General features: G+C 73.1%; 22 protein-coding genes and 1 pseudogene. 14 read left to right on the forward strand and 9 right to left on the reverse strand.

Translation table 11 applies throughout. The features are described from left to right. Positions 1 to 16: 16 nt before the first annotated feature. Complete coding sequence (gene hrpB / locus QUV83_RS04415; RefSeq protein WP_289562960.1) at positions 17 to 2,572, reverse strand: ATP-dependent helicase HrpB; 2,556 nt, start codon at positions 2,570 to 2,572, stop codon at positions 17 to 19. Positions 2,573 to 2,619: 47 nt separating this feature from the next. After that, the gene (locus QUV83_RS04420; RefSeq protein WP_289562961.1) at positions 2,620 to 3,564 is read right to left on the reverse strand and encodes a hypothetical protein; all 945 of its coding nucleotides are present in this window, start codon (positions 3,562 to 3,564) and stop codon (positions 2,620 to 2,622) included. Positions 3,565 to 3,609: 45 nt separating this feature from the next. On the opposite strand from QUV83_RS04420, the gene QUV83_RS04425 reads away from it, so the two are divergent. The 3 genes from QUV83_RS04425 (at position 3,610) to QUV83_RS04435 (ending at position 5,148) form a co-directional block, all read left to right on the forward strand. Next, on the forward strand, positions 3,610 to 4,020 hold the full coding sequence (locus tag QUV83_RS04425) for a TIGR03668 family PPOX class F420-dependent oxidoreductase (protein WP_289562962.1): 411 nt from the start codon (positions 3,610 to 3,612) through the stop codon (positions 4,018 to 4,020). A 46-nt stretch (positions 4,021 to 4,066) separates the two neighbouring features. Next, positions 4,067 to 4,639, forward strand: coding sequence for an isopentenyl-diphosphate Delta-isomerase (gene idi, locus QUV83_RS04430; protein ID WP_289562963.1), 573 nt, complete (start codon positions 4,067 to 4,069; stop codon positions 4,637 to 4,639). Between the two features lie 158 nt (positions 4,640 to 4,797). Continuing rightward, complete coding sequence (locus tag QUV83_RS04435; RefSeq protein ID WP_289562964.1) at positions 4,798 to 5,148, forward strand: VOC family protein; 351 nt, start codon at positions 4,798 to 4,800, stop codon at positions 5,146 to 5,148. 39 nt (positions 5,149 to 5,187) lie between these two features. On the opposite strand, the gene QUV83_RS04440 is transcribed toward QUV83_RS04435, so the two are convergent. After that, on the reverse strand, positions 5,188 to 6,081 hold the full coding sequence (locus QUV83_RS04440) for an SDR family oxidoreductase (RefSeq protein WP_289562965.1): 894 nt from the start codon (positions 6,079 to 6,081) through the stop codon (positions 5,188 to 5,190). Positions 6,082 to 6,149: 68 nt separating this feature from the next. Then, positions 6,150 to 7,187: pseudogene (locus tag QUV83_RS04445) on the reverse strand (RNA polymerase sigma factor); the annotation flags it as partial. A gap of 433 nt (positions 7,188 to 7,620) precedes the next feature. On the opposite strand from QUV83_RS04445, the gene QUV83_RS04450 reads away from it, so the two are divergent. Further along, positions 7,621 to 9,423 (forward strand): ABC transporter ATP-binding protein, encoded by a 1,803-nt coding sequence (locus QUV83_RS04450; RefSeq protein ID WP_289562966.1) that lies wholly within the window; start codon positions 7,621 to 7,623, stop codon positions 9,421 to 9,423. A 49-nt stretch (positions 9,424 to 9,472) separates the two neighbouring features. Here the strand turns inward: QUV83_RS04450 and QUV83_RS04455 are convergent, their stop codons facing one another. Continuing rightward, positions 9,473 to 11,161 carry a ribonuclease J gene (locus tag QUV83_RS04455; protein WP_289562967.1) on the reverse strand — a complete coding sequence of 563 codons (1,689 nt, stop codon included), beginning with the start codon at positions 11,159 to 11,161 and terminating at the stop codon, positions 9,473 to 9,475. 404 nt (positions 11,162 to 11,565) lie between these two features. On the opposite strand from QUV83_RS04455, the gene QUV83_RS04460 reads away from it, so the two are divergent. Continuing rightward, complete coding sequence (locus QUV83_RS04460; RefSeq protein WP_289562968.1) at positions 11,566 to 12,123, forward strand: AAA family ATPase; 558 nt, start codon at positions 11,566 to 11,568, stop codon at positions 12,121 to 12,123. Positions 12,124 to 12,221: 98 nt separating this feature from the next. Continuing rightward, entirely contained in the window at positions 12,222 to 12,713 is a 492-nt protein-coding gene (locus QUV83_RS04465; protein ID WP_289562969.1) for a beta-class carbonic anhydrase, read from the forward strand. Positions 12,714 to 12,724: 11 nt separating this feature from the next. Here the strand turns inward: QUV83_RS04465 and QUV83_RS04470 are convergent, their stop codons facing one another. Next, complete coding sequence (locus tag QUV83_RS04470) at positions 12,725 to 14,221, reverse strand: xylulokinase (RefSeq protein ID WP_289562970.1); 1,497 nt, start codon at positions 14,219 to 14,221, stop codon at positions 12,725 to 12,727. Next, the gene (locus QUV83_RS04475; protein WP_289562971.1) at positions 14,218 to 15,246 is read right to left on the reverse strand and encodes a zinc-dependent alcohol dehydrogenase; all 1,029 of its coding nucleotides are present in this window, start codon (positions 15,244 to 15,246) and stop codon (positions 14,218 to 14,220) included. The genes QUV83_RS04470 and QUV83_RS04475 overlap by 4 nt, the downstream gene beginning before the upstream one ends. A gap of 201 nt (positions 15,247 to 15,447) precedes the next feature. Between QUV83_RS04475 and QUV83_RS04480 the strand changes: the two genes are divergently transcribed. Continuing rightward, entirely contained in the window at positions 15,448 to 15,717 is a 270-nt protein-coding gene (locus QUV83_RS04480; protein ID WP_289562972.1) for a hypothetical protein, read from the forward strand. A gap of 63 nt (positions 15,718 to 15,780) precedes the next feature. On the opposite strand, the gene QUV83_RS04485 is transcribed toward QUV83_RS04480, so the two are convergent. Beyond that, positions 15,781 to 16,194: a hypothetical protein gene (locus tag QUV83_RS04485; RefSeq protein ID WP_289562973.1), complete on the reverse strand. Its 414-nt coding sequence runs from the start codon at positions 16,192 to 16,194 to the stop codon at positions 15,781 to 15,783. 197 nt (positions 16,195 to 16,391) lie between these two features. Between QUV83_RS04485 and QUV83_RS04490 the strand changes: the two genes are divergently transcribed. From QUV83_RS04490 to QUV83_RS04510, 5 genes are all read left to right on the forward strand, one after another. Next, positions 16,392 to 16,823, forward strand: coding sequence for an HNH endonuclease (locus QUV83_RS04490; RefSeq protein ID WP_289562974.1), 432 nt, complete (start codon positions 16,392 to 16,394; stop codon positions 16,821 to 16,823). Positions 16,824 to 16,883: 60 nt separating this feature from the next. Further along, a complete protein-coding gene (locus QUV83_RS04495; RefSeq protein WP_289562975.1) occupies positions 16,884 to 18,044 on the forward strand; it encodes a sensor histidine kinase in 1,161 nt (386 codons plus the stop codon). After that, positions 18,041 to 18,691 carry a response regulator gene (locus QUV83_RS04500; protein WP_289562976.1) on the forward strand — a complete coding sequence of 217 codons (651 nt, stop codon included), beginning with the start codon at positions 18,041 to 18,043 and terminating at the stop codon, positions 18,689 to 18,691. Before QUV83_RS04495 ends, QUV83_RS04500 begins: the two co-directional genes overlap by 4 nt. Positions 18,692 to 18,787: 96 nt before the next feature. Next, positions 18,788 to 19,945: a N(5)-(carboxyethyl)ornithine synthase gene (locus QUV83_RS04505; RefSeq protein ID WP_289562977.1), complete on the forward strand. Its 1,158-nt coding sequence runs from the start codon at positions 18,788 to 18,790 to the stop codon at positions 19,943 to 19,945. 179 nt (positions 19,946 to 20,124) lie between these two features. Continuing rightward, positions 20,125 to 21,123, forward strand: coding sequence for an NAD-dependent epimerase/dehydratase family protein (locus QUV83_RS04510; RefSeq protein ID WP_289562978.1), 999 nt, complete (start codon positions 20,125 to 20,127; stop codon positions 21,121 to 21,123). Between the two features lie 99 nt (positions 21,124 to 21,222). On the opposite strand, the gene QUV83_RS04515 is transcribed toward QUV83_RS04510, so the two are convergent. Next, a complete protein-coding gene (locus QUV83_RS04515) occupies positions 21,223 to 21,855 on the reverse strand; it encodes a TetR/AcrR family transcriptional regulator (protein WP_289562979.1) in 633 nt (210 codons plus the stop codon). Positions 21,856 to 21,982: 127 nt separating this feature from the next. Between QUV83_RS04515 and QUV83_RS04520 the strand changes: the two genes are divergently transcribed. Then, positions 21,983 to 23,011 carry an ABC transporter ATP-binding protein gene (locus QUV83_RS04520; RefSeq protein ID WP_289562980.1) on the forward strand — a complete coding sequence of 343 codons (1,029 nt, stop codon included), beginning with the start codon at positions 21,983 to 21,985 and terminating at the stop codon, positions 23,009 to 23,011. A 5-nt stretch (positions 23,012 to 23,016) separates the two neighbouring features. Beyond that, complete coding sequence (locus QUV83_RS04525) at positions 23,017 to 23,772, forward strand: ABC transporter permease (RefSeq protein ID WP_289562981.1); 756 nt, start codon at positions 23,017 to 23,019, stop codon at positions 23,770 to 23,772. Positions 23,773 to 23,787: the final 15 nt, after the last annotated feature.

Genomic DNA, 23,787 nt, shown 5'->3' on the forward strand with positions numbered 1-23,787 from the left:
TGCGCCGCGTGGACGGTCAGCCGCGGCGCACCCCGCGCGACGGCTCGGCCGTCCACGGGTCCTGCGGCCAGGCGTGCTTGGGGTAGCGCCCGCGCAGCTCGGCGCGCACCTGCGGGTACCCGGTGCGCCAGAACGACTCCAGGTCGGCGGTGACGGCCGCCGGGCGCCCCGCCGGGGACAGCAGGTGCAGCAGCACGGGCACCCGGCCGTCGGCGACGCGCGGGGTGCGCCGCCACCCGAAGGCCTCCTGCAGCCGGACCGCGAGCACAGGCTGGTCGCCCGAGTAGTCGAGCCGCACATGCGAGCCGCTCGGCGCCTGCAGCCGCTCGGGCGCCAGCTCGTCGAGGCGGGCGGCCTCGGGCCAGGGCAGCAGCCTGCGCAGCGCGCCGCGCATGTCGATCCGCCGCAGGTCCCGGGAGCCGCGCACCCGTGCCAGGTCCGGGCCCAGCCAGGCGTCGACTCCCGCCAGGAGCGCCTCGTCGCCCATGTCGGGCCAGGGCTCGCCCAAGGCCGACCGCAGGAAGGCGAGCCGTTGGCGCAGCCCCACCGCCGCGTCGGTCCAGGGCAGCATCGCCAGGCCCTCACGCCGCAGGCCCTCGCGCACCGCGGCGACGACGAGCGCGGCCGGCGGGTCGGCAAGCCGCGTCGAGCGCAGCTCGATGGCGCCGAGGCGGGCGGCCCGCCGCGCGACGACCTGTCCGTCCGACCACGCCACCGTCTCCTCGTCATGCCGCAACGCCTGCGCCGCCAGGATGGCGAGGTCCTCGTCGATGGGGGCCGCCGAGCGGATCGTCGCGTCACGGCGTCCCGCGCCGCGATCGGCGTCGGCCACCGCGAGCCACTCGATGCCGTGCAAGGGCGAGTGCTCGGCGGGCAGCGCGGCGCCAGTGCCGGAGGCCATCAGATACGCGGACCCGCCGGCGCGGCGCCTGGCGATCCGGTCCGGGTGCGCGAGGGCGACGACCAGCCCCACCGCGACGTCGTCGGTCAGGCCGCGTTCCCCGGCGTGCGCCCCGGCCGCACCGGCCCGACCGCCTGAGCCGCTCGCGGGGATCGCGCGCTCCAACCGGCGCACCTCGTCCAGCCACCCGCTCGCACGGGCCTCGGGGCCGCCATGGCGCAGCGCCCGCAGCGCGGCCACGAGGTCTCCCCCGGGCGCGCGGACGTCGGCGGACAGCATCGCGACCACCTCGGCCGCGCGCCGGGCTCCCACGGTTCCCGCGGCGTCGATCAGCGCGCGGGCTAGGCGGGGATCAGCACCGACCCGGGCGATGGCCCGCCCCCGGTCGGTCACCCGCCCGTCCGAGCCGACCGCGCCCAGGGCGCCCAGGGTGCTGCGGGCCACGGCCATCGCCGCGGGTGGCGGGGCGTCCATCAGCGCGAGCCCGGCGCCGTCAGCCGAGCCCCAACAGGCCAGTTCCAGGGCGAACGCCGTGAGGTCGGCCGTCATGATCTCCGGCTCCGGGTGCTCCGCGAGCTGCGCATGCTCGGCCTGCGACCAGCACCGGTACACCGCGCCCGGCCCCTCGCGCCCCGCCCGCCCGGCACGCTGCTCGGCGCCCGCCCGGCTGACGTTGACAGTCACCAGCCCGGCCAGCCCGCGCCGGTGGTCCGTGCGGGGCTGGCGCGCGAGCCCGGCGTCGACGACGACCCGCACCCCCGGCACGGTGAGCGAGGACTCGGCCACCGCCGTCGCCACGACCACCCGGCGGCGTGGCCCCAGGGCCAGGGCGAGGTCCTGCTCTCGGTGCGGCAGCCTGCCGTGCAGCGGGCGGACGTCGGCATCGACCCCCGCGAGTCGCCGGGCGACGCCGTTCACCTCGCCCGCGCCCGGCACGAACACCAGGACATCGCCCTCCCGCTCGGCGAGCGCCTCCCGCACGCACCCGGCGACGTGGTCGAGGAAACCCGGTGTGACCCCCCGCTCGTCCACGCGCCGGACCCGGGGCGGGGGCGGGCGCCACAGCTCGTCGACGGGGTGCAGGCTCCCCCGGGCCTCGACGACCGTCGCCGGTGTGCCGTCGCCGATGAGCGCCGCGGTGCGGGACGCCTCCACCGTGGCGGACATCGCCACGAGCACGAGGTCCTCGCGCAGGTGCGCGCGCACGTCCACGAGCAGCGCCTGCACCAGGTCCGCGTCGAGGTTCCGCTCGTGGCACTCGTCGAGCACGACGGCGCCGACCCCGGCGAGCTCCGGGTCGCGCTGCAGCCGGCGCAGCAGCACCCCGGTGGTCACCACCTCCACCCGCGTGGCAGGGCTGCTGCGCCGCTCACCGCGCACCGCGTACCCCACCGTCTGGCCGACGGGCTCGCCGAGCAGGCCGGCGAGCCGGTGGGCGGCGGCGCGCGCGGCGAGCCGGCGTGGCTGCGTCACGACCACGCGCCCGCTGACGGCGAGGGCGAGGGCCGGCGGCGCCAGCGTCGTCTTGCCGGTGCCGGGCGGCGCCTGCACCACAGCCGTGCCGCGCGCCCGGACCGCGTCGACGAGCGCGGGCAGGCTGGCGAGCACCGGGAGGTCCGGCGGGGAGGCGAGCAGCCGCGTGAGCGGGTCGGAGGGCACATCGGAGGGCACAGGGGAAGTCTGCCCCGTCGGGCGGGCGCCCCCGACGACCGGCGCGGTCAGCCCGCCGACCGCCCGCACGCCTGGCTGAGGTACGAGGGCAGCGCCACCCGGCTGTCGTCGGGCAGGGGCAGGTAGAAGACCTCCTGCGCCACGCCGTCGACGCTGGCCCGCACGGGCATCTGCCAGCCGCGCTTGTCCTCCGCGATGGCATGCAGGTCGCAGCGCGCGGGAACCGCGTCGAGCGTCGCCGTCACCGGCTGGCCGTCGGCGCTGGCCAGGGCCGGGCGCCACTGCGGCCCCTCCGCGGGCGACAGCAGCGTCGTCGCGTCGACGGCCGCCACCTCGACATGCGGCCCGCCGGGCACGGGCTCGAGGCGCAGCGTGAGACGGGCCAGCGGCCCCGCGGGCCCCTCGACCACCTCCAGGCCCGGCGACCAGGACAGCCGCGCGCCGGCCGCCACCGCCGCCGCGGCGCAGTCCTCCTGCCAGCGACGGGTGAGGACGCCTCCTGGATCGGCGGCGTCGTCGAGGACATGGGTGAAGACCGCGACGGGGCGGGGCGCCGCGTCGTCGCGGTCGGCCTCGACGACGAGGGTGAGCACGTCGGCGGCGCCCGCCTGCCCGCACCGGGCCTCCCCCAGGCGGACCCGGACCTCCGCCACGCCGCCCGCGCCCGCCGTCACGGGGTCCAGCGAGCGTGCCGGCCCCGCCCACCGCGCCCCTGCGATCTCCGCGGACGACACGGCCAGCGCGTCGGCGGTGTCGTTGGACACCCGCACCCGCACGATCCGGTCGGCCCACTCGACGCGCGCCTGCCGGACCTCGACGGTGACGCCGGGCGGCAGCGGCTCGGGGGTGGGCCCGGCGGTCGTCTGGCTCGTGGGTGACGGCGATGGCGAGGCCGCCGGTGGCGTGCAGCCGGCCAGGAGCGCGACAAGGGCCGTGCCCACCACAGCCACACGGCCGACCGCACGCGCCGAGCCCACAGGCCTCACGTCCATGTCCGGCATCGTGCCGTGCCGTGCTCCGGCGGGCATCCTGTCCGCATGGGCCCTGACGAGTGCCGCAGGCGGTTCGCGGCCGCCGACCACGCCTACCTGGCGACGACCGGGGCCGACGCGATGCCCCATCTGGTCCCCGTGGTGCACGCCCTCGTCGACGACCAGGTGCTGTTGGTGGTCGACCACAAGCCCAAGCGCACCTGGGCCCTGAGGCGCCTGCGCAACATCACAGAGAATCCGCGCGTCGCCCTGCTCGTCGACGAGTACGGAGATGACTGGGAGCGGCTGTGGTGGGTGCGGGCCGACGCGCGCGCGGAGATCGTGACAAGCGGCCCCGCGCACGACCAGGCGGTCGACGCGCTCTCCGAGCGGTATCCGCAGTACCGCAGGCGCCCACCGGCCGGGCCGGCGATCGTGGCCCGGGTGGAGCGGTGGACGGGGTGGGCCGCGGCATGATTGCGCCGGCGCCAGGTCCCCGCTGCTTCCGTGGCATGGTCTAGGCATGGCGAACGTCCCTCTCGATCCTTCCCGCACAGCGAGCTCCGAGCCTGAGGAGCGCGTGGTCTTGCTCGACGAGGCCGGGAACCCGATCGGCTCCGCGCCCAAGGCGACAGTGCACACGGCCGACACGCCCCTGCACCTGGCCTTCTCCTGCTACGTCTTCGACGCCGACGGCCTGCTGCTGATGACCCGCCGCGCCGTGGACAAGAAGACGTTCCCCGGGGTGTGGACCAACTCCTGCTGCGGCCACCCCGGCCCCGGCGAGTCGATCGAGTCGGCCATCGGGCGCCGCCTGGAGGACGAGTTGGGGATCACCCGGTTCGAGGGCCTGCGCCCCGTCATCCCCGAGTTCCGCTACCGCGCGCAGATGGGCAACGGGATCGTGGAGAACGAGATCTGCCCCGTGTACGCCGTCGTGGTCCCCGTGGGGACGCCCGTGGTCCCCGACCCCACCGAGGTCGAGGACCACAGGTGGGTCGAGTTCGCCGAGTTCCGCCGGCTCGCCCAGGAGCCCGGCCGGATCAGCCCGTGGGCGACGCTCCAGGTCGCCGACGCCACCCGCTGGGACGCCTAGCGCGCCTCGGGACACGGGCCGCCCGGCCCGGCCCCCTTGTCGCCTGCCAGTGGCAGTCGCAGAATCGGAGCAACGGGGAGCCGTCCCCGGCGACGGTCGCCCGGCGTCCGGCGACGGCCGGCGATCCCCGGCCGCCAGCGCCCGGCGAACGGAGCCCTGTGGACCTCTCCCACGTGATCCTGCGCATCGTGGTCACCGACCTGCCCACATCCACCCTCTGGTATCAGCGGATGCTGGAGCTGGAGCCGATGGAGCCGGACGACGGCACGTCGGTGTTCCTGCTGACGCCCTCCACCGCGCTGCAGCTCCGCGAGGAGGACGAGGTCACCAGCACCGCGCCGGGCTGCGACCTGAGCCTGCGTGTGCCGGACCTGGGCGTCGCCGTCGCCCATGTGGAGTCGCTGGGCATCGCCCACTCTGACGTGGTCACGCTCGGTGAGGCCTCCGGGATGTTCCTCGTGCAGGACCCGGACGGGCGGGAGGTCACCTTCTTGCAGGTGGCGACGTGACCCGGCGCGGGCGGCGACACGCCTCAGGGCGGCCCGCCGTCAGGACAGCAGCCGGCCCCCGGTCGCGCCCAGCACCTCCCCGGTGACGTAGCTCGACTCCTGCGAGGCGAAGAACACGTAGAGGGGCGCGAGCTCGGCCGGTTGCCCGGCCCGGCCCAGGGGCGTGTCCGCGCCGAACTGCTGGACCTTCTCCGCGGGCATCGTCGCGGGGATCAGCGGCGTCCAGATGGGCCCCGGGGCGACGGCGTTCACGCGGATGCCCTCCTCGGCGAGCTGCTGGGCCAGTCCCCGCGTGAAGTTGAGGATCCCGGCTTTCGTGGTGGCGTAGTCGAGGAGCTGCGGGCTCGGGTCGTAGGCCTGGATCGAGGTGGTGTTGATGATCGAGGCGCCCGCGCCCAGGTGTGCCAGAGCCGCCTTCGTGATCCAGAACATCGCATAGAGGTTCGTCTTGAGCACCCGGTCGAGCTGCTCGGTGGTGATGCCCCGCAGGCCCCCGTCCTGCGACATCTGGTAGGCGGCGTTGTTCACCAGGATGTCCAGGCCTGCGAACTCCCGTGCCACGCGCTCCACGAGGTCGACGCAGTGCGCCTCCTCCCGGATGTCGCCCGGCACGGCCAGCGCCCGCCGCCCCGCGGCCTCGACGAGCCGCACCGTCTCCTGGGCGTCCGACTCCTCCTCGGGCAGGTAGGAGATGGCGACGTCGGCGCCCTCGCGGGCGAACGCGATCGCCACGGCCCGCCCGATGCCGGAGTCCCCGCCGGTGATCAGCGCGCGACGGCCCTCGAGCCGCCCCGAGCCGCGGTAGGAGTCCTCCCCGTGGTCGGGTCGCTGCCGCATCTGCGAGGTCCGGCCCGGGTGCTCGATCTGCTCAGGCGACTGCTCGGGCCGCGGGTGCTGGGTGGTCGGGTCCTGGGGGGTGTGCTGTTCTGCCATGCGACTTTCCTATCCCGGCGGCGCGCGCCTCACCACCGGGAGCAGGACGCCCGTCCTGGACGGGCCGCTCAGTCCAAGTAGTCGCGCAGCACCTGGGAACGTGACGGGTGGCGCAGCTTCGACATGGTCTTGGACTCGATCTGCCGGATGCGCTCGCGGGTGACGCCGTAGACCGCGCCGATCTCCTCCAGGGTCCGCACGCGGCCGTCAGCCAGCCCGTAGCGCAGCGACACCACGCCCGCCTCCCGCTCGGACAATGTGTCGAGGATCCCGTTGAGCTGGTCGCGCAGCAGCCGGAACTGCACCACGTCGGCGGGGGCGATCGCCTCGGAGTCCTCGATGAGGTCCCCGAACTCCGAGTCCCCCGTCTCGCCGAGCGGAGCCTGCAGCGAGATGGGGTCGCGCGCGTGCTTGAGCGCCGCCTCGACCTTCTCGGGTGTGAGGTCGAACTCGGCGGCGGTCTCCTCAGTGGTCGGCTCGCGGCCGAGCTCCTGGATCATCTGCTTCTGCCAGCGGGTGAGCTTGTTGATGAGCTCGACCATGTGCACCGGGATGCGGATCGTGCGCGACTGGTCCGCCATGGCCCGGGTGATCGACTGGCGAATCCACCAGGTCGCATACGTCGAGAATTTGAAGCCCTTGCTGTAGTCGAACTTCTCGACCGCGCGAATCAGGCCGCCATTCCCCTCCTGGATGAGGTCGAGGAATGGCATGCCGCGCCCGGTGTAGCGCTTGGCGATCGACACGACGAGCCGCAGGTTGGCCTCGAGGAGGTGGTTCTTGGCGCGCCGGCCGTCCTGCGCGAGCCATTCGAGCTCGCGCCGGGTCGCACGGGTGGCGATGTCCGGGTTCTCCAGCAGGTGGGTGGCGTACATGCCGACCTCGACGCGCCCGCCCAGGTCGACCTCCTGCGCGGCGTCGAGCAGCTTGACCCGGCCGATCAGGCGCAGATAGTCCTTGACCGGATCGGCGGATGCCCCGGCGGTGTGGACCACGGGCGCGGGGTCGTCCTCCACGGACGCGTCGGAGAGGACGAAGCCGTGCGTGCTGTCGGGCTCGGTGGCGTCCGCCGCGGGGGCCTCCGCCACCTCGTCAACGTCCGCTTCTGCCAACGCGAGCCTCATGGTGGACCAGTCCCCTCTCGAAGAGAATCACCGCCACGACAAGCGGCGTGCATGCGCCTGTGGCCAACGGCGTCTTCCGTGAAAGAGGTCGCCGGGTGCGCAGATCCTCGTCGTGGGGACGGGCCGCAATGCGCGCTCATGATAACACAGCAGAAAACAGCAGCCCACTTCGGCATTCCATGGGAGCCCGACCGGATGGCCCATAGGAATGCCAGCGAATGGCATTGACCATCGCATTGGCGCGACAATTACGACCCCTGCGAAGAAATGTGAGCCGCGCACATTCGCGACGCCCCTCGGGCGCACCGGGGAGATCCGCTGTGGTCCGGCCCGTCGGCGCGACACCGCAGAATGGCTGTTCCGCCGTAGGCCCCCGCGCCCTCGCGCCCCACACCCGCAAGGAGTCCCCGCCACCGTGCGCAGCATCATCCGGGTCCTCAGCTCCACCCGAGAGCTGTGGCCCTTCTACCTCGGGATCATCGTGTGCTCGGTGGCGGTCACCGGCGCCGCCCTCCTGACGCCGTTCGTCATCAAGGCCGCCACCGACCACGTCGTGGCGGTCAACCAGGGCACAGCCTCCGGCGTCGCCACGGTGGTGTGGCTGGCGGCGGCGCTGCTGGCCGCCGAGCTCGCGACCACGCTGCTGAGCAACATCGGCGGCTACCTCGGCGACACCATGGCCGCACGGCTCCGGGCGATCATGTCCGCGAGGTACTTCGCCAAGCTGCTCTCCCTGCCGCAGCGCTACTTCGACGACGAGCTGACGGGCGCGGTGATCAACCGGCTGTCGCGCTCCATCACGGAGGTCACCGGCTTCCTCAACATGTTCGCCAACATGTTCTTCCAGATGGTGCTCACGGTCGTGGCGGTGCTCGCGGTGACGGCCTACTACTCCTGGCCCATGGCCCTGTTGCTCGCGTCGATCTACCCGCTGTTCCTGTGGTTGACCACCAAGACCAGCACGCGTTGGCAGGCGTTCGAGTCGGAGAAGAACCGGGAGCTCGACCTCGCGGGCGGCCGCTTCGCGGAGGTCATCGGGCAGATCCGCGTCGTCAAGAGCTTCGTCCAGGAGCGCCGGGAGCTGGCCGGGTTCACCCGCCACTACGACAGCACCGTGCAGACCACGCGGGCGCAGTCCCGCTACTGGCACCAGATGGACGCGGGTCGCCGCGCCGTGCTGAACCTGCTGTTCTTCGGCATCTTCTCGATCTTGTTCGTGCAGACCGCGCGCGGGGCGTTCACCATCGGCGTGATGGTGCTGCTGATCCAGCTCGTCACGATGGCCCGGCAACCCGTGTTCTCCATGAGCCACGTGGTCGACGCGTCGCAGCGCGCCGTGGCCGGCAGTCGCGACTACTTCCGGGCGATGGACGAGCTGTCCGAGGCCGATGTCCTCCCGGCGCTACCCGGCGCGCCCGCGGCGGCCGGCGCCGTCGACCGCCGCTCGGCGGAGATCGAGTTGGACGGCGTGTCATTCGGGTACCCGGGCGGCGGGGACGTGCTGCGCGATCTGCGCTTCTCGATCCGGCCGGGCGAGCACATCGCCTTCGTCGGCGAGAGCGGCGGGGGCAAGACGACGCTGGTGAGCCTGCTCCTACGGCTGTACGCCCCGACGGCGGGGACCATCCGCATCGGCGGGAAGGACATCGCGGACCTGCCGCTCGAGGATCTGCGGGCGGGCATCGGCGTCGTCTTCCAGGATCCGTCGCTGTTCTCCGGGACGGTCCGGGAGAACATCGCCTACGGCCGGGCCGACGCGACCGACGAGGAGGTGGTCGCGGCCGCGCGGTCCGCCAACGCCCACGAGTTCATCAGCGCGTTCCCCCAGGGCTACGACTCCCCCATCGGGGAGCGCGGCCTCAAGCTGTCCGGCGGGCAGAAGCAGCGCATCGCCGTCGCCCGCGCGATGCTCAAGGACGCGCCGATCCTGGTGCTCGACGAGGCGACCAGCTCCCTGGACTCGAGGTCGGAGCGCCTCGTGCAGCAGGGCCTCGACCGCCTGATGACGAACCGGACGACGTTGATCATCGCGCACCGGCTGTCCACCATCTCCGCCGTGGACCGGATCGTCACGCTCAAGGACGGCCGGGTCGACGAGATCGGCAGCCCCGAGGAGTTGGCCGCCACGGACGGCATCTACGCCCAGCTGCTGGCGTTGCAGGCGTCGTCGACGAAGCGGGACCGCAAGAGGCTCCAGGAGTTCGACATCCGCGCCTGAACGACGAGCGGCCCGCCCACGGGTGTGGACGGGCCGCTGGCTCCGAGCGTTACGCGTCGACGGCGATGGCCACGACGACGGGCTCGCGGCGCGACCTGCGCTTGAGGTAGTTCGACACCGCGCCAGAGATGACGTGCTCGACCTTCTCGAGGTCGTCGATGCCCTGCGCGGCGGCCTTCGCCAGCGCGCGCTCCACCTCGGCGGAGGCGTTCTCCAGGTGGATCTCGTCGTGGACGAATCCGCGCGTGACGTACTCGAGCGGCTCGGCCAGCGTGTTCGTGGCCGGGTCGACGATGGCCAGCACCGTGACGAGCCCGCCGTCGCTGAGCCGGCGGCGCTCCTTGAGCGTGTCCTCGGTGGCCCGGCCGACAGTGTCGCCGTCCACGTAGACCAGGTCCGCCTGGACCTGGCCGGACAGCGTCGCCTTGCCCTTGACCAGGTCGATCGTGGACCCGTCGCGGGCGATGATCACGCGCTCCGGGTCGACGCCCGTGCGGATCGCCAGCTCGGCGTTGGCGTGCAGGTGCTTCGACTCGCCGTGGTACGGCACGACGTTCTTCGGCTTGAGGATGTTGTAGCAGTACACGAGCTCGCCGGCACTGGCGTGGCCGGAGACGTGGACCTTCGCGTTGCCCTTGTGGACCACGTTCGCGCCCAGGTCGGTGAGCTTGTTGATGATCCCGTAGATGGCGTTCTCGTTGCCGGGGATCAGCGAGCTGGCCATGAGCACCGTGTCGCCCGCGTTGAGGCGGATCTGGTGGTCGCCGTTGGCCATGCGCGACAGCGCCGCCATCGGCTCGCCCTGCGACCCGGTGCAGATCAGCGTGACCTTGTCATCCGGCATCGAGCTGAGCTTCTTGAAGTCCACGACCAGCCCCTGCGGGATGTTCAGGTACCCGAGCTCGCTGGCGATGCCCATGTTGCGGACCATCGAGCGCCCGACGAACGCGACCTTGCGGCCCGAGCGGTGCGAGGCGTCCAGCACCTGCTGGATGCGGTGCACGTGGCTCGCGAAGCTCGAGACGATGATGCGCTTGGGCGCCGTCGCGAACACGTTGTCGATGGCCGGCGCCAGGTCGCGCTCGGACATCATGAACCCGGGGACCTCGGCGTTCGTCGAGTCGGTCAGGACGAGGTCCAGCCCCTCCTCGCCGAGGCGGCCGAACGCGCGCAGGTCGGTCAGGCGCCCGTCCAGCGGGAACTGGTCCATCTTGAAGTCGCCCGTGGCCATGACCAGGCCGGCAGGCGTGCGGATCGCCACGGCCAGGCCGTCGGGGATGGAGTGGTTGACGGCGATGAACTCCAGGTCGAACGGCCCGGACTTGTGCGCGTCACCGGCCTCGACGCGCACCGTGTTCGCCTTGATCTTGTGCTCCTGCAGCTTGGCGTTGATGAACGCCAGCGTGAGCTCGGAGCCGATGACGGGGATGTCGGGCCGCTCGCGCAGCAGGTACGGGACCCCGCCGATGTGGTCCTCGTGGCCGTGCGTCAGGACGATGCCGACGATGTCCTTCAGGCGGTGCCGGATGGACGAGAAGTCGGGGAGGATCACGTCGATCCCCGGCTGGGTCTCCTCGGGGAACAGGACGCCGCAGTCGAGCACGAGGATCTTGCCCCCGAACTCGAAGGTCGTCATGTTGCGGCCCACCTCGCCGACGCCGCCGAGCGGCGTGATGCGCAGGGCGCCACGCGGGACGGGCGGCGGGGAGGCCAGCTTCTTGGTGTGTGCAGATTGCATGTAGTGACTCCAGAGCAGGAGGGCGTTCGCCCTCGGATCGTTCAGGTCGAGGTGGCGCCGCGACGAGGGGCGGAGCCGGATGTGCAGGTGCGGCCGGGGCGGCGCGGATGTCGCGTCATCGAGGCCTGCCAGGCCCACAGGGCTGGACGGAGAGCCGACCGCCCGCGAGGTGCAGCACGTGCACGCGGCGTTCTGGCTCTGGCGTCGTGACCCATGTCGTGGTGAGAGAGGACCTGACGTACGTGTGGGGGCCCAGCTCGACCCTGCGAGCCGGGGTGTGTCGCCCTACGGTACCCATTCAGTGTGAGATCCCGGACTTCGCCGGGCCGGAGCGCCCGACGGGACGGCCCTGCTGGCGCGAAATCAGGTGGACCGCATCGGGCCTCGCCTGCCTGGATGCGCCCATGACCACCATCGGCGCACCCGACCGTGACCGCCTCGAGCTGCTGCTGATCGGGGGCCGTTCCGGCGTGGGGAAGACGACAGTCGCCCACGAGCTCTCCGAGCAGTGGCAGCGCCGCGGTGTGGCGCACTGCCTCGTCGACGGCGACAACCTCGGCGCGGCGTATCCCAAGCCCGCCGACGACCCAGACGGCTCCGCCCTCACCGAGGCGAACCTGCGGGCTGTGTGGGAGAACTACGCCGCGGCGGGCCACCGCCGCCTGGTCTACGTGAACACCGTGAGCGTCCTCGAGCCGTCCATGGTGCTGCGGGCCATCGGCGGCTCGGCACGCGTCCACGGCGTGCTCCTCACCGCCACGGACGAGACCGCCCACGCGCGGCTGGCCCGCCGAGAAGTCGGCACGGCACTGGACCTCCACGTGCGGCGCAGCGGGACGATGGCCGCCCACCTCGACGAGCGCGCCGGCGACTGGGTGCTCCGCGTCCCCACCGACGGCAGGCTGGTCGCCGACATCGCCACCGCCATCTCGCGTGAGGTCCTCCTTCCCACGGCGCGATGAGACCTACGGCGCGATGAGACGCACACCGCCCATCCCGGACGAACCTCGCTAATCTGACGTCGCCCCCGCAGGTCCCCGCCACCTCTGGAAAGGCCGAGATGACAGTCACCGACGACCTCCTCCGCAACGCCCAGCGCTACGCCGAGTCGTTCGACAAGGGGTCGCTGCCCCTGCCGCCCGCCCGGCACGTGGCGATCGTCGCGTGCATGGACGCGCGCCTGAACGTCTACGGGCTGTTCGGCCTCTCCGAAGGCGACGCGCATGTCATCCGCAACGCCGGTGGCGTGGTCACACAGGACGAGCTCCGGTCGCTGGCCATCAGCCAACGGCTGTTGGGCACCCGCGAGATCGTGCTGGTCCACCACACGGACTGCGGGATGCTCACCTTCGAGGACGACGCGTTCCGGCTCGGCATCCAAGCCGAGACGGGCATCAAGCCGACCTGGGCGTCGGAGGCGTTCAGCGACCTGGACGCGGACGTGCGGCAGAACATCGCCCGCATCCGCGCCGAGTCCGCGATCCCGCACCGGGACGCGGTGCGCGGCTTCGTGTACGACGTCGCCACCGGGGGCCTGCGCGAGGTCGAGTGAGGCCTAGCGCCTCATCCGATCGGCACGTCGCGCGCGTCCGCGAGCGCTGAGAACACCTCCCGCAGTTGCGGGTACAGCCGCTGCTGGACCTCGTACAGCGCGGTGTGGCGCGCGGCTGTCGCGGGGTCGGGACGCACGTCGTGGCCGTCCAGCAGTGGCCCCGCCGCCTGTGCGGCGGCCTGCTGGGGGGTCATGCCCGTCAGGTGCGACCAGGCCAGCGCGGCGGCCCCGGCGGCGCTCGCCTCGCCGGCCGAGCAGACGTGCACCGGGCGCTGCGTGACGTCGCTGACGATGCGCACCCACAGCGGGCTGCGCGCCCCGCCGCCCACTGCCCGGATCTGCGTGACGGGCGTCCCGGTGGCCGCCTCGAGGCGCTCCAGGTGCAGCCGGAGCTCGTAGGCGACGCCTTCGAGGATCGACCGGTACAGGTGCGCGGCGGTGTGGCGTCCGTGCCAGCCGATGACGGCGCCCCGGGCCAGCGGGTCCCAGTGGGGAGTCTGCGCGGCGTTCCAGTAAGGCAGCGTGAGCAGCCCCTCGGCGCCGGGCGGGAGCGCGGCGGCGGCCTGCTCGAGGTCGGCGTCCCCGGCGAGCTGCTCGCGGCACCAGGTTGCGACGTAGGCGGCCGCGTTGAGGACCGTCTCGAGGGTGTGGTCGTGCGGCCCGATGCCGGCGAGGGTGCGGAACGCGGGGTCCCACCGGTAGCCGTCGGAGGCGACGCCGAGCACCATCGAGGTGCCCAGGTTGAGGTAGGCGATGCCCGGCTCGGATGCCCCGAGCGCGAGACCGGCGGCCTGCCCGTCCCCGATGCCGGAGAGCAGCGGCACGGGCGCGGGCAGCCCGAGGGCGGCGGCCACGTCGGGCAGGAGCATGCCGATCGGCTCGCCCGCCGGGACGAGGTCCGGCAACTGCGCGGAGCGGACCCCGGCGATGTCCAGGAGCTCGTTGGACCAGGTCCGCCGGGGCAGGTCGAACAGCCCGAGGGTGTCGGCGGACGCCGGGCTCGTCGCCCATCGTCCGGTGAGGCGCAGGCTCAGGACTGCCTGCACGTCTCCGACGCGGGCGGCGTCGCGCAGCGTCTCCGGCTCGTGCCGGGCCAGCCAGGCGAGCTTGTAGATCGCGGGGGTGGTGTCGCCCGGCTTCCCGGACAGCTCGTGCACGCGGGCGGACCCGTGCTCGGCGATCTCGGCGTGCGCGCGGCCGTCGAGCCACAGGATCGCGGGCCGCAGCGGCTGGTCGTCAGCGCCCAGGCACACGAACGTCTCGCGTTGGTGGGTCAGGCACAGCGCGGCCACCCGCCCGGGCTCGTCGAGCATGCCGACCGCCGCGGCGATCGCGTCCCGGGTGGCCGTCCACCACTCGGCAGCGTCCTGCTCATGCCAGGACGCCCGCGGTTGGACGGTCAGCAGCGGGCGCGACGCCGAGGCCGCCACCTGGCCGTCGGCCGTGGAGATGACGGCCTTCGCCGCGGTGGTGGAGCAGTCGACGGCGATGACGAGTGGCGCGTTCACGCGGTGGCCACGTCCCCGGTCGGCTCGACGACGACCTTCAGCCCGGTGCGGTCGTCCGCGACGCGGAAGGCCTCGGCGGCGTCGGCCAGCGCATACGTGTGGCTGACCAGTGACGCCACGTCGACGAGCCCGCGCTCCACCAGGGCGATGGTGCGCGGGTACATCTCCTTCATGCGCCGCGACATCAGGATCGTCAGCCCCTTGCGGCGGGCGACAGACGCGGGGAACGTCGTGCTGTCCTCGGACGGGATGCCCGCGAGGACCACCCGGGCGCCGGGGCGGGCGGCGTGCATCGCGAGGTCGACCGCTTCGTCGGTTCCGGCGGCCTCGATGACGAGGTGCGCTCCCCCGCCGCCGGTGGCCGCGCTGACCAGGTCGAGGATCTGGGGGTCGCGGGGGTCGAGCGACTCGTCGGCGCCCAGCGCGTCGGCGGCGGCACGGCGGTGGGCCAGCGGCTCCACAGCGATCACGCGCCCGGCGCCCGCGACCCGGGCGAGCTGCACCAGGCACAGGCCGATGGGCCCACAGCCGACCACCACGACCGTGGCGCCCAGGCGGGGCTTGCCCAAGTCCATCGCGTGCAGCGCGACGCCGAGCGGCTCGAGCACCGCCGTGTCCGCCGCGGACAGCGTGTCCGGCACGGGGTGGAGCAGGTGGCTCGGCCACGCCATGAGCTCGCGCAGCCCGCCGTCGGTCTTCCCATGCCCGGCGAACCTGACGGTCGGGCACAGGTTGCGGTTGCCCTCCAGGCAGTGCTCGCACACGCCGCACGGGTCCGCGGGGTCGATCGCCACCCGCTGGCCGTCATCCGGTCCGCCGACCACCACCCCGGCCATCTCGTGGCCCAGCACCAGCGGGCTCGTCAGCCCGGCGTCGCCGATGCCCCCGTCCGTGAACCAGTGCAGGTCGGAACCGCACAACCCCACGGCGGTCACCCGGACGAGGCTCTCGCCTGCCGAGGGAACCGGGTCTGGCTCGTCGGTGAGCCGGATGTCGCCGACTCCGTGCAACCGCGCGACCTTCATCGGTGCGCCACCACCTTCGTCTCCCGGCCCGGGACGCCCCGGGCCGGCTCGATCGTATCGATCTGTCCTGACGGGTCGGCGGGACGTCGGTCGGCGGCGGCCCGGGGCCGGGCTGTCCGGTGTCGCTCGCGGTGCAACGGGTGTCCGATAGGACTGAGCGCCGCCACAGCCGCTGGCGGCCCGAGGTTGCGGGGGGATGCCATGTCTGCGTGGGACGAGAGCCAGTGGATCGACTACGACGCCGAGGTCATCAACGTGTTCAGCTCGGGGACCCACGCGTGGATCGAGTACCGGTACTCGGTCTGGTACGTGGGGTGGCGTCGGCTGCGGGTGGACGACCAGCACCAGCTCGTGCAACTCCTCGGAGTGGCGACGGCCGCGAAGGCGAACCGGTGGACGGTCCGCGTGAGGGCGACCGCGTCGGGCGGCCCCGGCGGGCTCGCGGAGATCACCGCCATCCAGACGAAGTGACGGGAGGGCTCGACGATGACGGAGCCACTGGTGGGGGCGCCGTTCGACGCCCCCGCAGACGAGTCACAGGGGGATGCCCGCGCCCGTCCCGGGCTTCCTGACCGGAGACAGGCCGGCGCCGGGGAGCAGCCTGTCGGGGCGCGTGTCGAGGCGGTCGGTCACGATGACGCGGCCATCCCAGGGGGCCCATTCGAGCCCGCCGACGAGCCCGCCGCCCCCTGGGGCGCCGACCTCGCGGAAGGCCAGGACGGGGATCTCGCCCTCCCCGAGGGAGCTGGGTCCAGCATCGTGAACCCCACGCCAGGCGTGGCGGGCGCCTCCGACATGGACGGCCTCCCGCTCGGCGCGGACGCCCGTGCCCGCCCAGAGGAGTGCGACTCGCGTGCGCTCCCGGGCGCCGGTCAGGCCGTCGAGGGCGAGCCCGTCGAGCCGTTCGGCCACGGCGCCACGCCCGACGACGCTGATCCGCGCGCTCATCCGCCCGGGCGCCCGGTGGCGGGCGGCGCCGAGCCACGACCGTTCGGCGCCCGTGGGGCGAGCCGCGACGGCGGGGACCGGCGGGTGGCGCCCCCCGCCCGGGAGGGGCGACGCCTGGGCAGTGGCTGAGGCGTCATCCACACGCTGTGCGGCGAGGCCTGCCGCTCGTCGGGCAACACAGCGCCTAGCCTGGGCGGATGGCGGTCGTCAGAAGTCGTCGGGCCCGGGCGGCACGCAAGCGCAAGCGCCGGATGGACAGCGTCGAGCATGATCTGACCGACGAGCAGTGGACCGCGCTCCAGCACGCCTGGAGTGGCTGTGCCTACTGCGGGGCCACGGGCACGCCGCTGCAGCGCGACTGTGTGCTGCCGCTCTCCCGGGGCGGCCGCTACACGCTGGACAACATCGCGCCGGCCTGCCGGTCCTGCAACGCCAGCAAGTGCAACGACGAGGTCACCGCGTGGCTGCGGCGCAAGCGGCTCGACGAGCGGGCGTTCCTGGTGCGCCACCTGGAGATCCAGGCCGCGCTCGCCGGGCGGTTCCCCGCCGCGCCTGATCCGGCCCCCTCCCTGGCCACGCCTCTCGACCCGCCTAGTGCCGCGGCGAGAGCGCCACTCGACCCCGCCTAGCCCCGCGGGGCGCACCGGGCCCGCCCGCCCTGTCGACGCGTCTTTTCGTACGATGTGCGCATGACGGCGCACCGCGTTGCCGGTCGTCCAGCGGGCAGCACGCCCGCGTCTGCGCCCTGGCTGCTGTACGACGCGCTGCTCGCGGTGGGGGTGGCCCTCACGCTCTCGCTGCTGATCAGCGCAGGGGTCGGCGACGAGCGGCCCGACGCGTGGGCCTACCTCTGGGCGGTCGGGCTGGGCGCGCTGATGTTCGTCCGACGTGCGTACCCGACGCTCGTGGTCGCGCTGACCGTCCTGGGCTTCGTCGCCTACTACGCCGCTGGCTACACGCCGATCGGCGTTGCCGCGCCCGTCGCCGCCGCGGTGTTCTCCGCGGCGGAGTCCGCGCGACTCGCGGCCGCGATCGGCGGCTCCCTCGTGGTCGTGGCGGTGTCCGCGACGTATCGGCTCGCCGCCGGCCAGGATCCCGCGTTCGTCCTGGGCTACGACCTGCCGCAGAACCTCCTCGTCCTGGCCGCCGCCGTCGCGCTGGGCGACAGCATCCGGTCGCGGCGCGAGGTCCAGCGCCAGTCCACCCAGATCGCGTCGCTCACCGCCGAGCAGTACCGCCGGGAGGCGGAGGAGCGTCTCACCGCCGAGCGGCTCGCGACGTCCCGCGACCTCCACGACTCGATCGGGCACTCGCTCGCGGTGATCTCGCTCCACACCGAGGTCGCCCGGGAGGCGACGGCTCCGGATGACGCGTCACGGGCACTCGAGGTGATCCGGACGACGACGTCGGGGGCGATGTCGGACCTCCGCCGCACCGTCGCGGGGCTGCGCCGCGGCGAGCAGCCGCCACGCCACACCCCGGGCATCGCCGCGCTCGACGCCGCGATCGAGCCCGCGCGAGCCGCCGGAATCTCCGTGACCGTGGACAACGACGTGCAAGGGCCGCTGCCCGGCGCCATCGAGACGGCTGTCTTCCGCGTCGTCCAGGAGTCGATCACCAACATCGTGCGCCACTCCGCCGCCACGGAGGCCACCGTGCGGATCGACGCGGACGACGGAGCCGTGCGCGTCCGGGTCGCTGACAACGGGCCGGTCACCTCGACGGCGCCGGCAGGCCACGGCCTGCTGGGGATGCGCGAGCGGGTCGAGGGACTCGGAGGCAGCCTCGCCACCCGCCGCACCGACCCCGGCTTCGAGGTGGACGCCACGCTGCCCTGGGAGGGGCCGTGATCTCGATCGTCCTCGTCGACGACCAGGACCTGGTGCGGACGGGCCTGCGCACTTTGCTGGCCAATGACGGCGACCTGCGCGTGGTCGCGGAGGCCAACGACGGCCGGCGCGGCGTCGAGAGCACGCTGCGGCGCCGGCCCGACGTCGTGCTGATGGACATCCGGATGCCGGTGATGGACGGCATCGAGGCGACCCGGCTCATCCGCCAGGACGCGCGGCTCGACGACGTGCGCATCGTCATCCTCACGACGTTCGACGACGACCGGGATGTGGTGGAGGCGATCCGCGCCGGCGCCGTCGGCTATCTGCTGAAGGACACCCCCGGCCCCGATCTCCGCGATGCCGTCCGCCGGGTCGCGGGCGGCGAGAAGCTCCTCTCCCCCGCCATCGCGGGAAAGCTCGTGGACATCGTCGCCGCCGGGCCTCCCGCGCCGACGGCCGACCCCCGCCTGGCGCTGCTCAGCGAGCGCGAGTTCGAGGTCCTCGTCCGGGTGGGCAACGGCGACACGAATGACGAGATCGCGGCCCGGCTGTTCCTGAGCCCCGCGACGTCGCGCACCTACGTCAGCCGCATCCTGGCCAAGCTCGGCGCCCGGGACAGGACGGAGCTCGCTGTGATCGCGCATCGAGCGGGCCTGGTGTCCTGACCCTCGGGCGCACGCGCTGACGCCGCACCCCAGGGGTCCCGACCCGATGCCGTACTGTCGGGGCGCGGACCACGTGGTCCGCACGAGGGAGCCACGATGACCGCCAGGTCCGGCGCTATCCACCTCGGAGTGCCGGCGACGTCCCGCAAACAGGACGAGCGCCGGCTCCCGATCCACCCCGAGCATCTCGAGCGGATCGACCCCGGCCTCCGCGCCCGCATGATCCTCGAGCACGGCTACGGCGCCGCCTTCGGGGCCACCGACGACCACCTGCGCACGCTGGTCGGCGACGTGTGCTCGCGCGCCGAGCTGCTGGAGCGCGCCGACGTCGTGCTCCTGCCCAAGCCGCAGGCGGCCGACCTTGCCGAGCTGCGCGAGGGGCAGGTGCTGTGGGGCTGGCCGCATTGCGTGCAGGACGCCGCGCTGACCCAGGTGGCCGTGGACCGGCGGCTCACGCTGATCGCCTTCGAGGCCATGAACCACTGGGCCCACGACGGCGGGTTCGGGCTGCACGTGTTCCACAAGAACAACGAGCTCGCGGGGTACTGCTCGGTGCTGCACGCGCTCGAGCTGAACGGGGCGACCGGCGACTACGGGCGGCGACTGCGCGCGGTGGTGATCGGCTTCGGCGCGACCGCGCGCGGGGCCGTGACGGCGCTCAACGCGCACGGCGTGCACGACGTCCACGTCCTCACGCAGCGGGGCGTCGCGGCCGTCGGATCCCCGATCCACTCGGTGCGGATCTCGCAGCTCGACCATGACGAGGTCGCGCCGTTCGTGAGCCATGTCCTCACCGAGACCGGGCGCGAGCCGCTCGCCCCGTTCCTCGCGACGTTCGACATCGTCGTCAACTGCACGCTGCAGGATCCCGCCGCCCCGCTCACCTACCTCAGCGAGGCCCAGCTGGAGGGGTTCCGACCGGGCAGCCTGGTCGTGGACGTCTCGTGCGACGAGGGCATGGGGTTCACATGGGCGCGCACCACCACGTTCGCCTCGCCGACGTTCGACGTCGGGGACCGCGTGCGCTACTACGGGGTCGACCACAGCCCGTCTTACCTGTGGGCGTCAGCCACCTGGGAGATCAGCGAGGCGCTGCTCCCCTTCCTGCCCACGGTTATGGCGGGCCCGGCGGCGTGGGACGAGGACCAGACCATCGGCCGGGCCATCGAGGTGCGGGACGGGTCCGTGGTCAACCCGGCGATCCTCGACTTCCAAGGCCGGGCCGCGCAGTACCCGCACATTCGCGCGGCGTAGGGCGGGTGCGGGACCGCTCCGCAAGTGGCTCTCGGCCGCGAGCCCGTTCGCAGGACCTAGGGCCCGACCAGCGCAGGACCTAGGCCCTCATCGGCCTCGGACGCCCCCGAACAGACTGGTCACGGCGGCACGGGCCGTCACGGCGCCGGGGGCGCCGGAGCACTGTAGGGAGCCACACCATGGACTCGGTCCTCGTCATCGGAGGCACCGGCCTCCTCGGTTACCACACCACGCTCGAGCTGCTGCGGCGGGGCTACGCCGTGACGTCGCTGGCGCTGCCGCCCATGCCTGTCGAAGACCTGTTCCCCGCCGAGGTGGAGAACGTCTTGGCCGATGTCAGCGCGCTGTCCGACGACGAGCTCGCGACGCTCCTCGCAGGACGGCACGCGGTGGTCTACGCCGCGGGCGCCGATGAGCGCGTCATTCCCGACGCCCCGTCAGCGCACTTCTTCTACGAGGCGAACGTGCGCCCCGTGCAGCGCGTGGCGCGGCTCGCGCGGGCCGCGGGCGTCGAGAAGTTCGTGCTGTTCAACTCCTACACCGCCGAGTTCGCCGAGCAGTGGCCCGACCTGGGCTACCGGACGCGCAACGGCTACCCGCGCACCCGGCTCGCGCAGGAGGAGATCGCGTACCTCGAGGGCGACGGGGCGATGGACGTCATGTCGCTGCGCCTGCCGTACATCTTCGGCACGATGCCCGGCCGCACACCGCTGTGGCAGATGTTCATCGACCTGATCCGCAGGCAGCCGGGCTTCGTGGGCGTCGGCGCCGGCTCCACGTCGTCGGTCACCGTCGAGCAGGTCGCCCAGGCCACCGTCGGAGCCATCGAACACGGCGAGCACGGCGGGCGGTACCCGATCAACGGCTACAACCTGACGTACCTCGAGTTCCACCGCACCATCTGCGAGCTGATCGGCCGCGACCCCGACGAGGTCGGCGTCGTGCCGCTCGAGGTCTTGCTCCCCGTCGTCGAGCAGCATGACGCCGCAGCGGCCGCCGCGGGCAAGGAGCATGGGATCCACGTGAGCGACTCCACGCGGTTCAACGCCCGCGATGCCGTGTCCGACCCGGCTCCGACGCAGGCCGTGCTCCGCTACGCCGACGCCGACGTGCCCGCGGCGATCGTCGAGACGATCCAGGCCTGCCTGGCCATCGAGGCCCAGGCCGCGACGGCCTGATCGCACCCGCGACGGCAGTCCGGCGATCCCGTCCGCGGGATCGCCGGCGCCGTGTGCGCCCGGTGATCGGCGGGCGCGGACGCAGGTGACGGCCGCTGGTCAGCGCGGATCGGGCCGCCGGGCGTAGGCGCGCATGAAGGCGTGGACGCCGCCGGCCATGATGTCGTGGACGCGGCCGGGGTCGTTCCGGGTCGAGTAGTCCTCGTTGAGGACGAGCAGCACCGTGAGCGCGTTGAAGTGGTCGGCGGCGACGGCTGGGTCGTCGACGTCGAGCAGTCCCCGTTCGGCGTAGTGGGCGATGCGCTCGGCGAGCGCCCGCCGGTGCGCGACTCCGAGCGGATGGCCGGTGAGCTCGGGCAGCATGGCCTCGTTCTCGGTGATGAGCTTGACCGCGGCGGCGTAGTCCGCCGAGGCGAGCATCGAGGCCCCGAGCTGCACGGCGAAGTCGGCGAGCGCGCGCTCCAGGCCCGCGGTGTCGTCGATCTCGGCGCCGTCTGGCAGGTTGTCGGCGATCGCGGCGCGCAGCGTGCGCAGCGCCGACGTGCCCGCGTCCTCGATGACGCCCAGCAGGAGTCTGCGCTTGTCGCCGTAGTAGTCGTAGACGGTCCGCTTCGACACGGCGGCCTGTGCCGCGACGGCATCCATGCTGGTGCGCTCGACCCCGTTCCGCACGAAGAGCTCACGTGCCGCGGCGAGGATCCCCGCGCGCTTGTGCGCGAGACCCTCGCGCACCGTTTTCTCGCTCGATTCGGCGGTCACATCAGCCTTCCGGGTCGTTCCTGGGGATCACGTCCACGTCCACCAGGGAGCCTACACCGACCAGTGCAGCACCTACACCGCACGGTGTAGTGTCGCTCACATGGCCTCGAACAGCCGCCCCGTGTCCGCCACGACTCCCACCCCGCGAGCCCCGTCCGACCGGCGGCCCGCCGGTCTCACCGGCAGGCCGCGCACCATCCCCCACACAGCGCCTCGTCGCCGTGCCGCCTCGCTCCAGGCACACGGCCTGACCAAGCGCTACGGGCGAGTCACCGCCGTGGACGGCCTGTCCTTCCATGTGCGGCCCGGGATCGTCACCGGGTTCCTCGGCCCGAACGGCGCAGGCAAGAGCACCACGTTGCGGATGATCCTCGGGCTCGACCGCCCCACCGAGGGCGCGGCCACGATCAACGGCCGGCGCCTCGCGGAGCTCCGCCACCCCATGCAGGTGGTCGGATCGCTCCTCGACGCGCGAGCAGTGCACCCGTCGCGGAGCGCCGCCGACCATCTGCTCTCCATCGCGCGCACCGGCGACGTCCCCCGCGGCCGCGTCGCCGAGCTGCTCGAGCAGGTCGGGCTGGCCGATGCGGCCACGCGCCCCGCTGGAGACTTCTCACTCGGGATGAAGCAGCGGCTGGGCATCGCCACGGCGCTTGTCGGTGATCCCGACATCGTCATCCTCGACGAGTCGCTCAACGGCCTCGACGCGGAGGGGATCCGCTGGGCGCGCACGCTCATGAGGGAACTCGCTGCCGAGGGCCGCACAATGCTGTTCTCAAGCCACCTCATGGGCGAGATGGAGCTCACCGCAGACCATCTGCTCGTCATCGACAACGGGCGCCTGCTGGCCGATCAGCCGCTCCCCGCCTTCCTGAGCGCGCACACCACCACACAGGCGCATGTCCGGACGCCTGATCGCGACGCGCTCCGCGCGGCCCTCTCCAGCGCGGGCCTCGCGGCGAGCGACAGCGGCCCTGACGGGCTGGACATCCCTGGCGCCACCACCGACCACGTGGGGCACATCGCCGCCACCGCAGGCGTCGAGCTCGCCGAGCTCTCGCCCCGCAAGGGCTCGCTGGAGGACGCGTTCCTGCGCATGACCGCCGCACAGCCCCGAGACGAGGAGTGAGAGAGATGAGCCGTCTGGCCTCCGAGTGGATCAGGGCCCGCTCCGTCCGCGGCACCTGGCTCCTGATGGGCGCGACGATGCTCACCACCGTGGCGGTGAGCCTGCTCGGCATCAGCGGGCTCCACGGCGGCTGGCTCGAGGAGCTGCCCGACCCCTGGGACCCGACGGCGATGAGCCTCAAGGGGATCCTGGTCGGGCAGCTCCTCATCGGCATGCTGGGCGCCGGGACGATCACCAGCGAGTACGCCACCGGGATGATCGCCACGAGCCTGTCGATCTCGCCCCAGCGCAGCAAGCTGCTCGCTGCCAAAGCGGGGATCGCCTCGGCGCTCGCGCTCGCGACCGCGCTCGTGACCGTGGGCCTCAGCTTCGTCGCCGGCCAGGGCGTGATCGGCGCCGCCGGGCTGCCCGCGGCGTCGCTCGGCGACCCGGGCGTGCTCCGCGCCCTCCTGGCCGCGGTCGCCTACCTCACGCTCACCGCGCTGCTCGGGCTCGCGTTCGGCGTCATCACACGGTCGTCGTCGGGAGCGCTCGCGCTGATCGTGGTCATCGCCCTCCTCGCCCCGGCCCTCACGCCAGGCCTGCCCGGCCCGCTCGGCGAGTCGCTCGGCGACTACTGGCCCACCACCGCCGGGCAGGCGGCCTACAGCGTGGCCGACACCGGTGGCGCCCCTCCCATGGTCGGCATCGGCGTCATGGCCGTCTTCACCGTCTGGCTCACCGTCGCCTCCCACATCACGCTCCGACGACGCGACGCCTGAGCGGCCCGTGCAGGG

Origin of the sequence: Cellulomonas cellasea, from assembly GCF_030372105.1 — a bacterium.
Taxonomy (GTDB): domain Bacteria; phylum Actinomycetota; class Actinomycetes; order Actinomycetales; family Cellulomonadaceae; genus Cellulomonas_A; species Cellulomonas_A cellasea_A.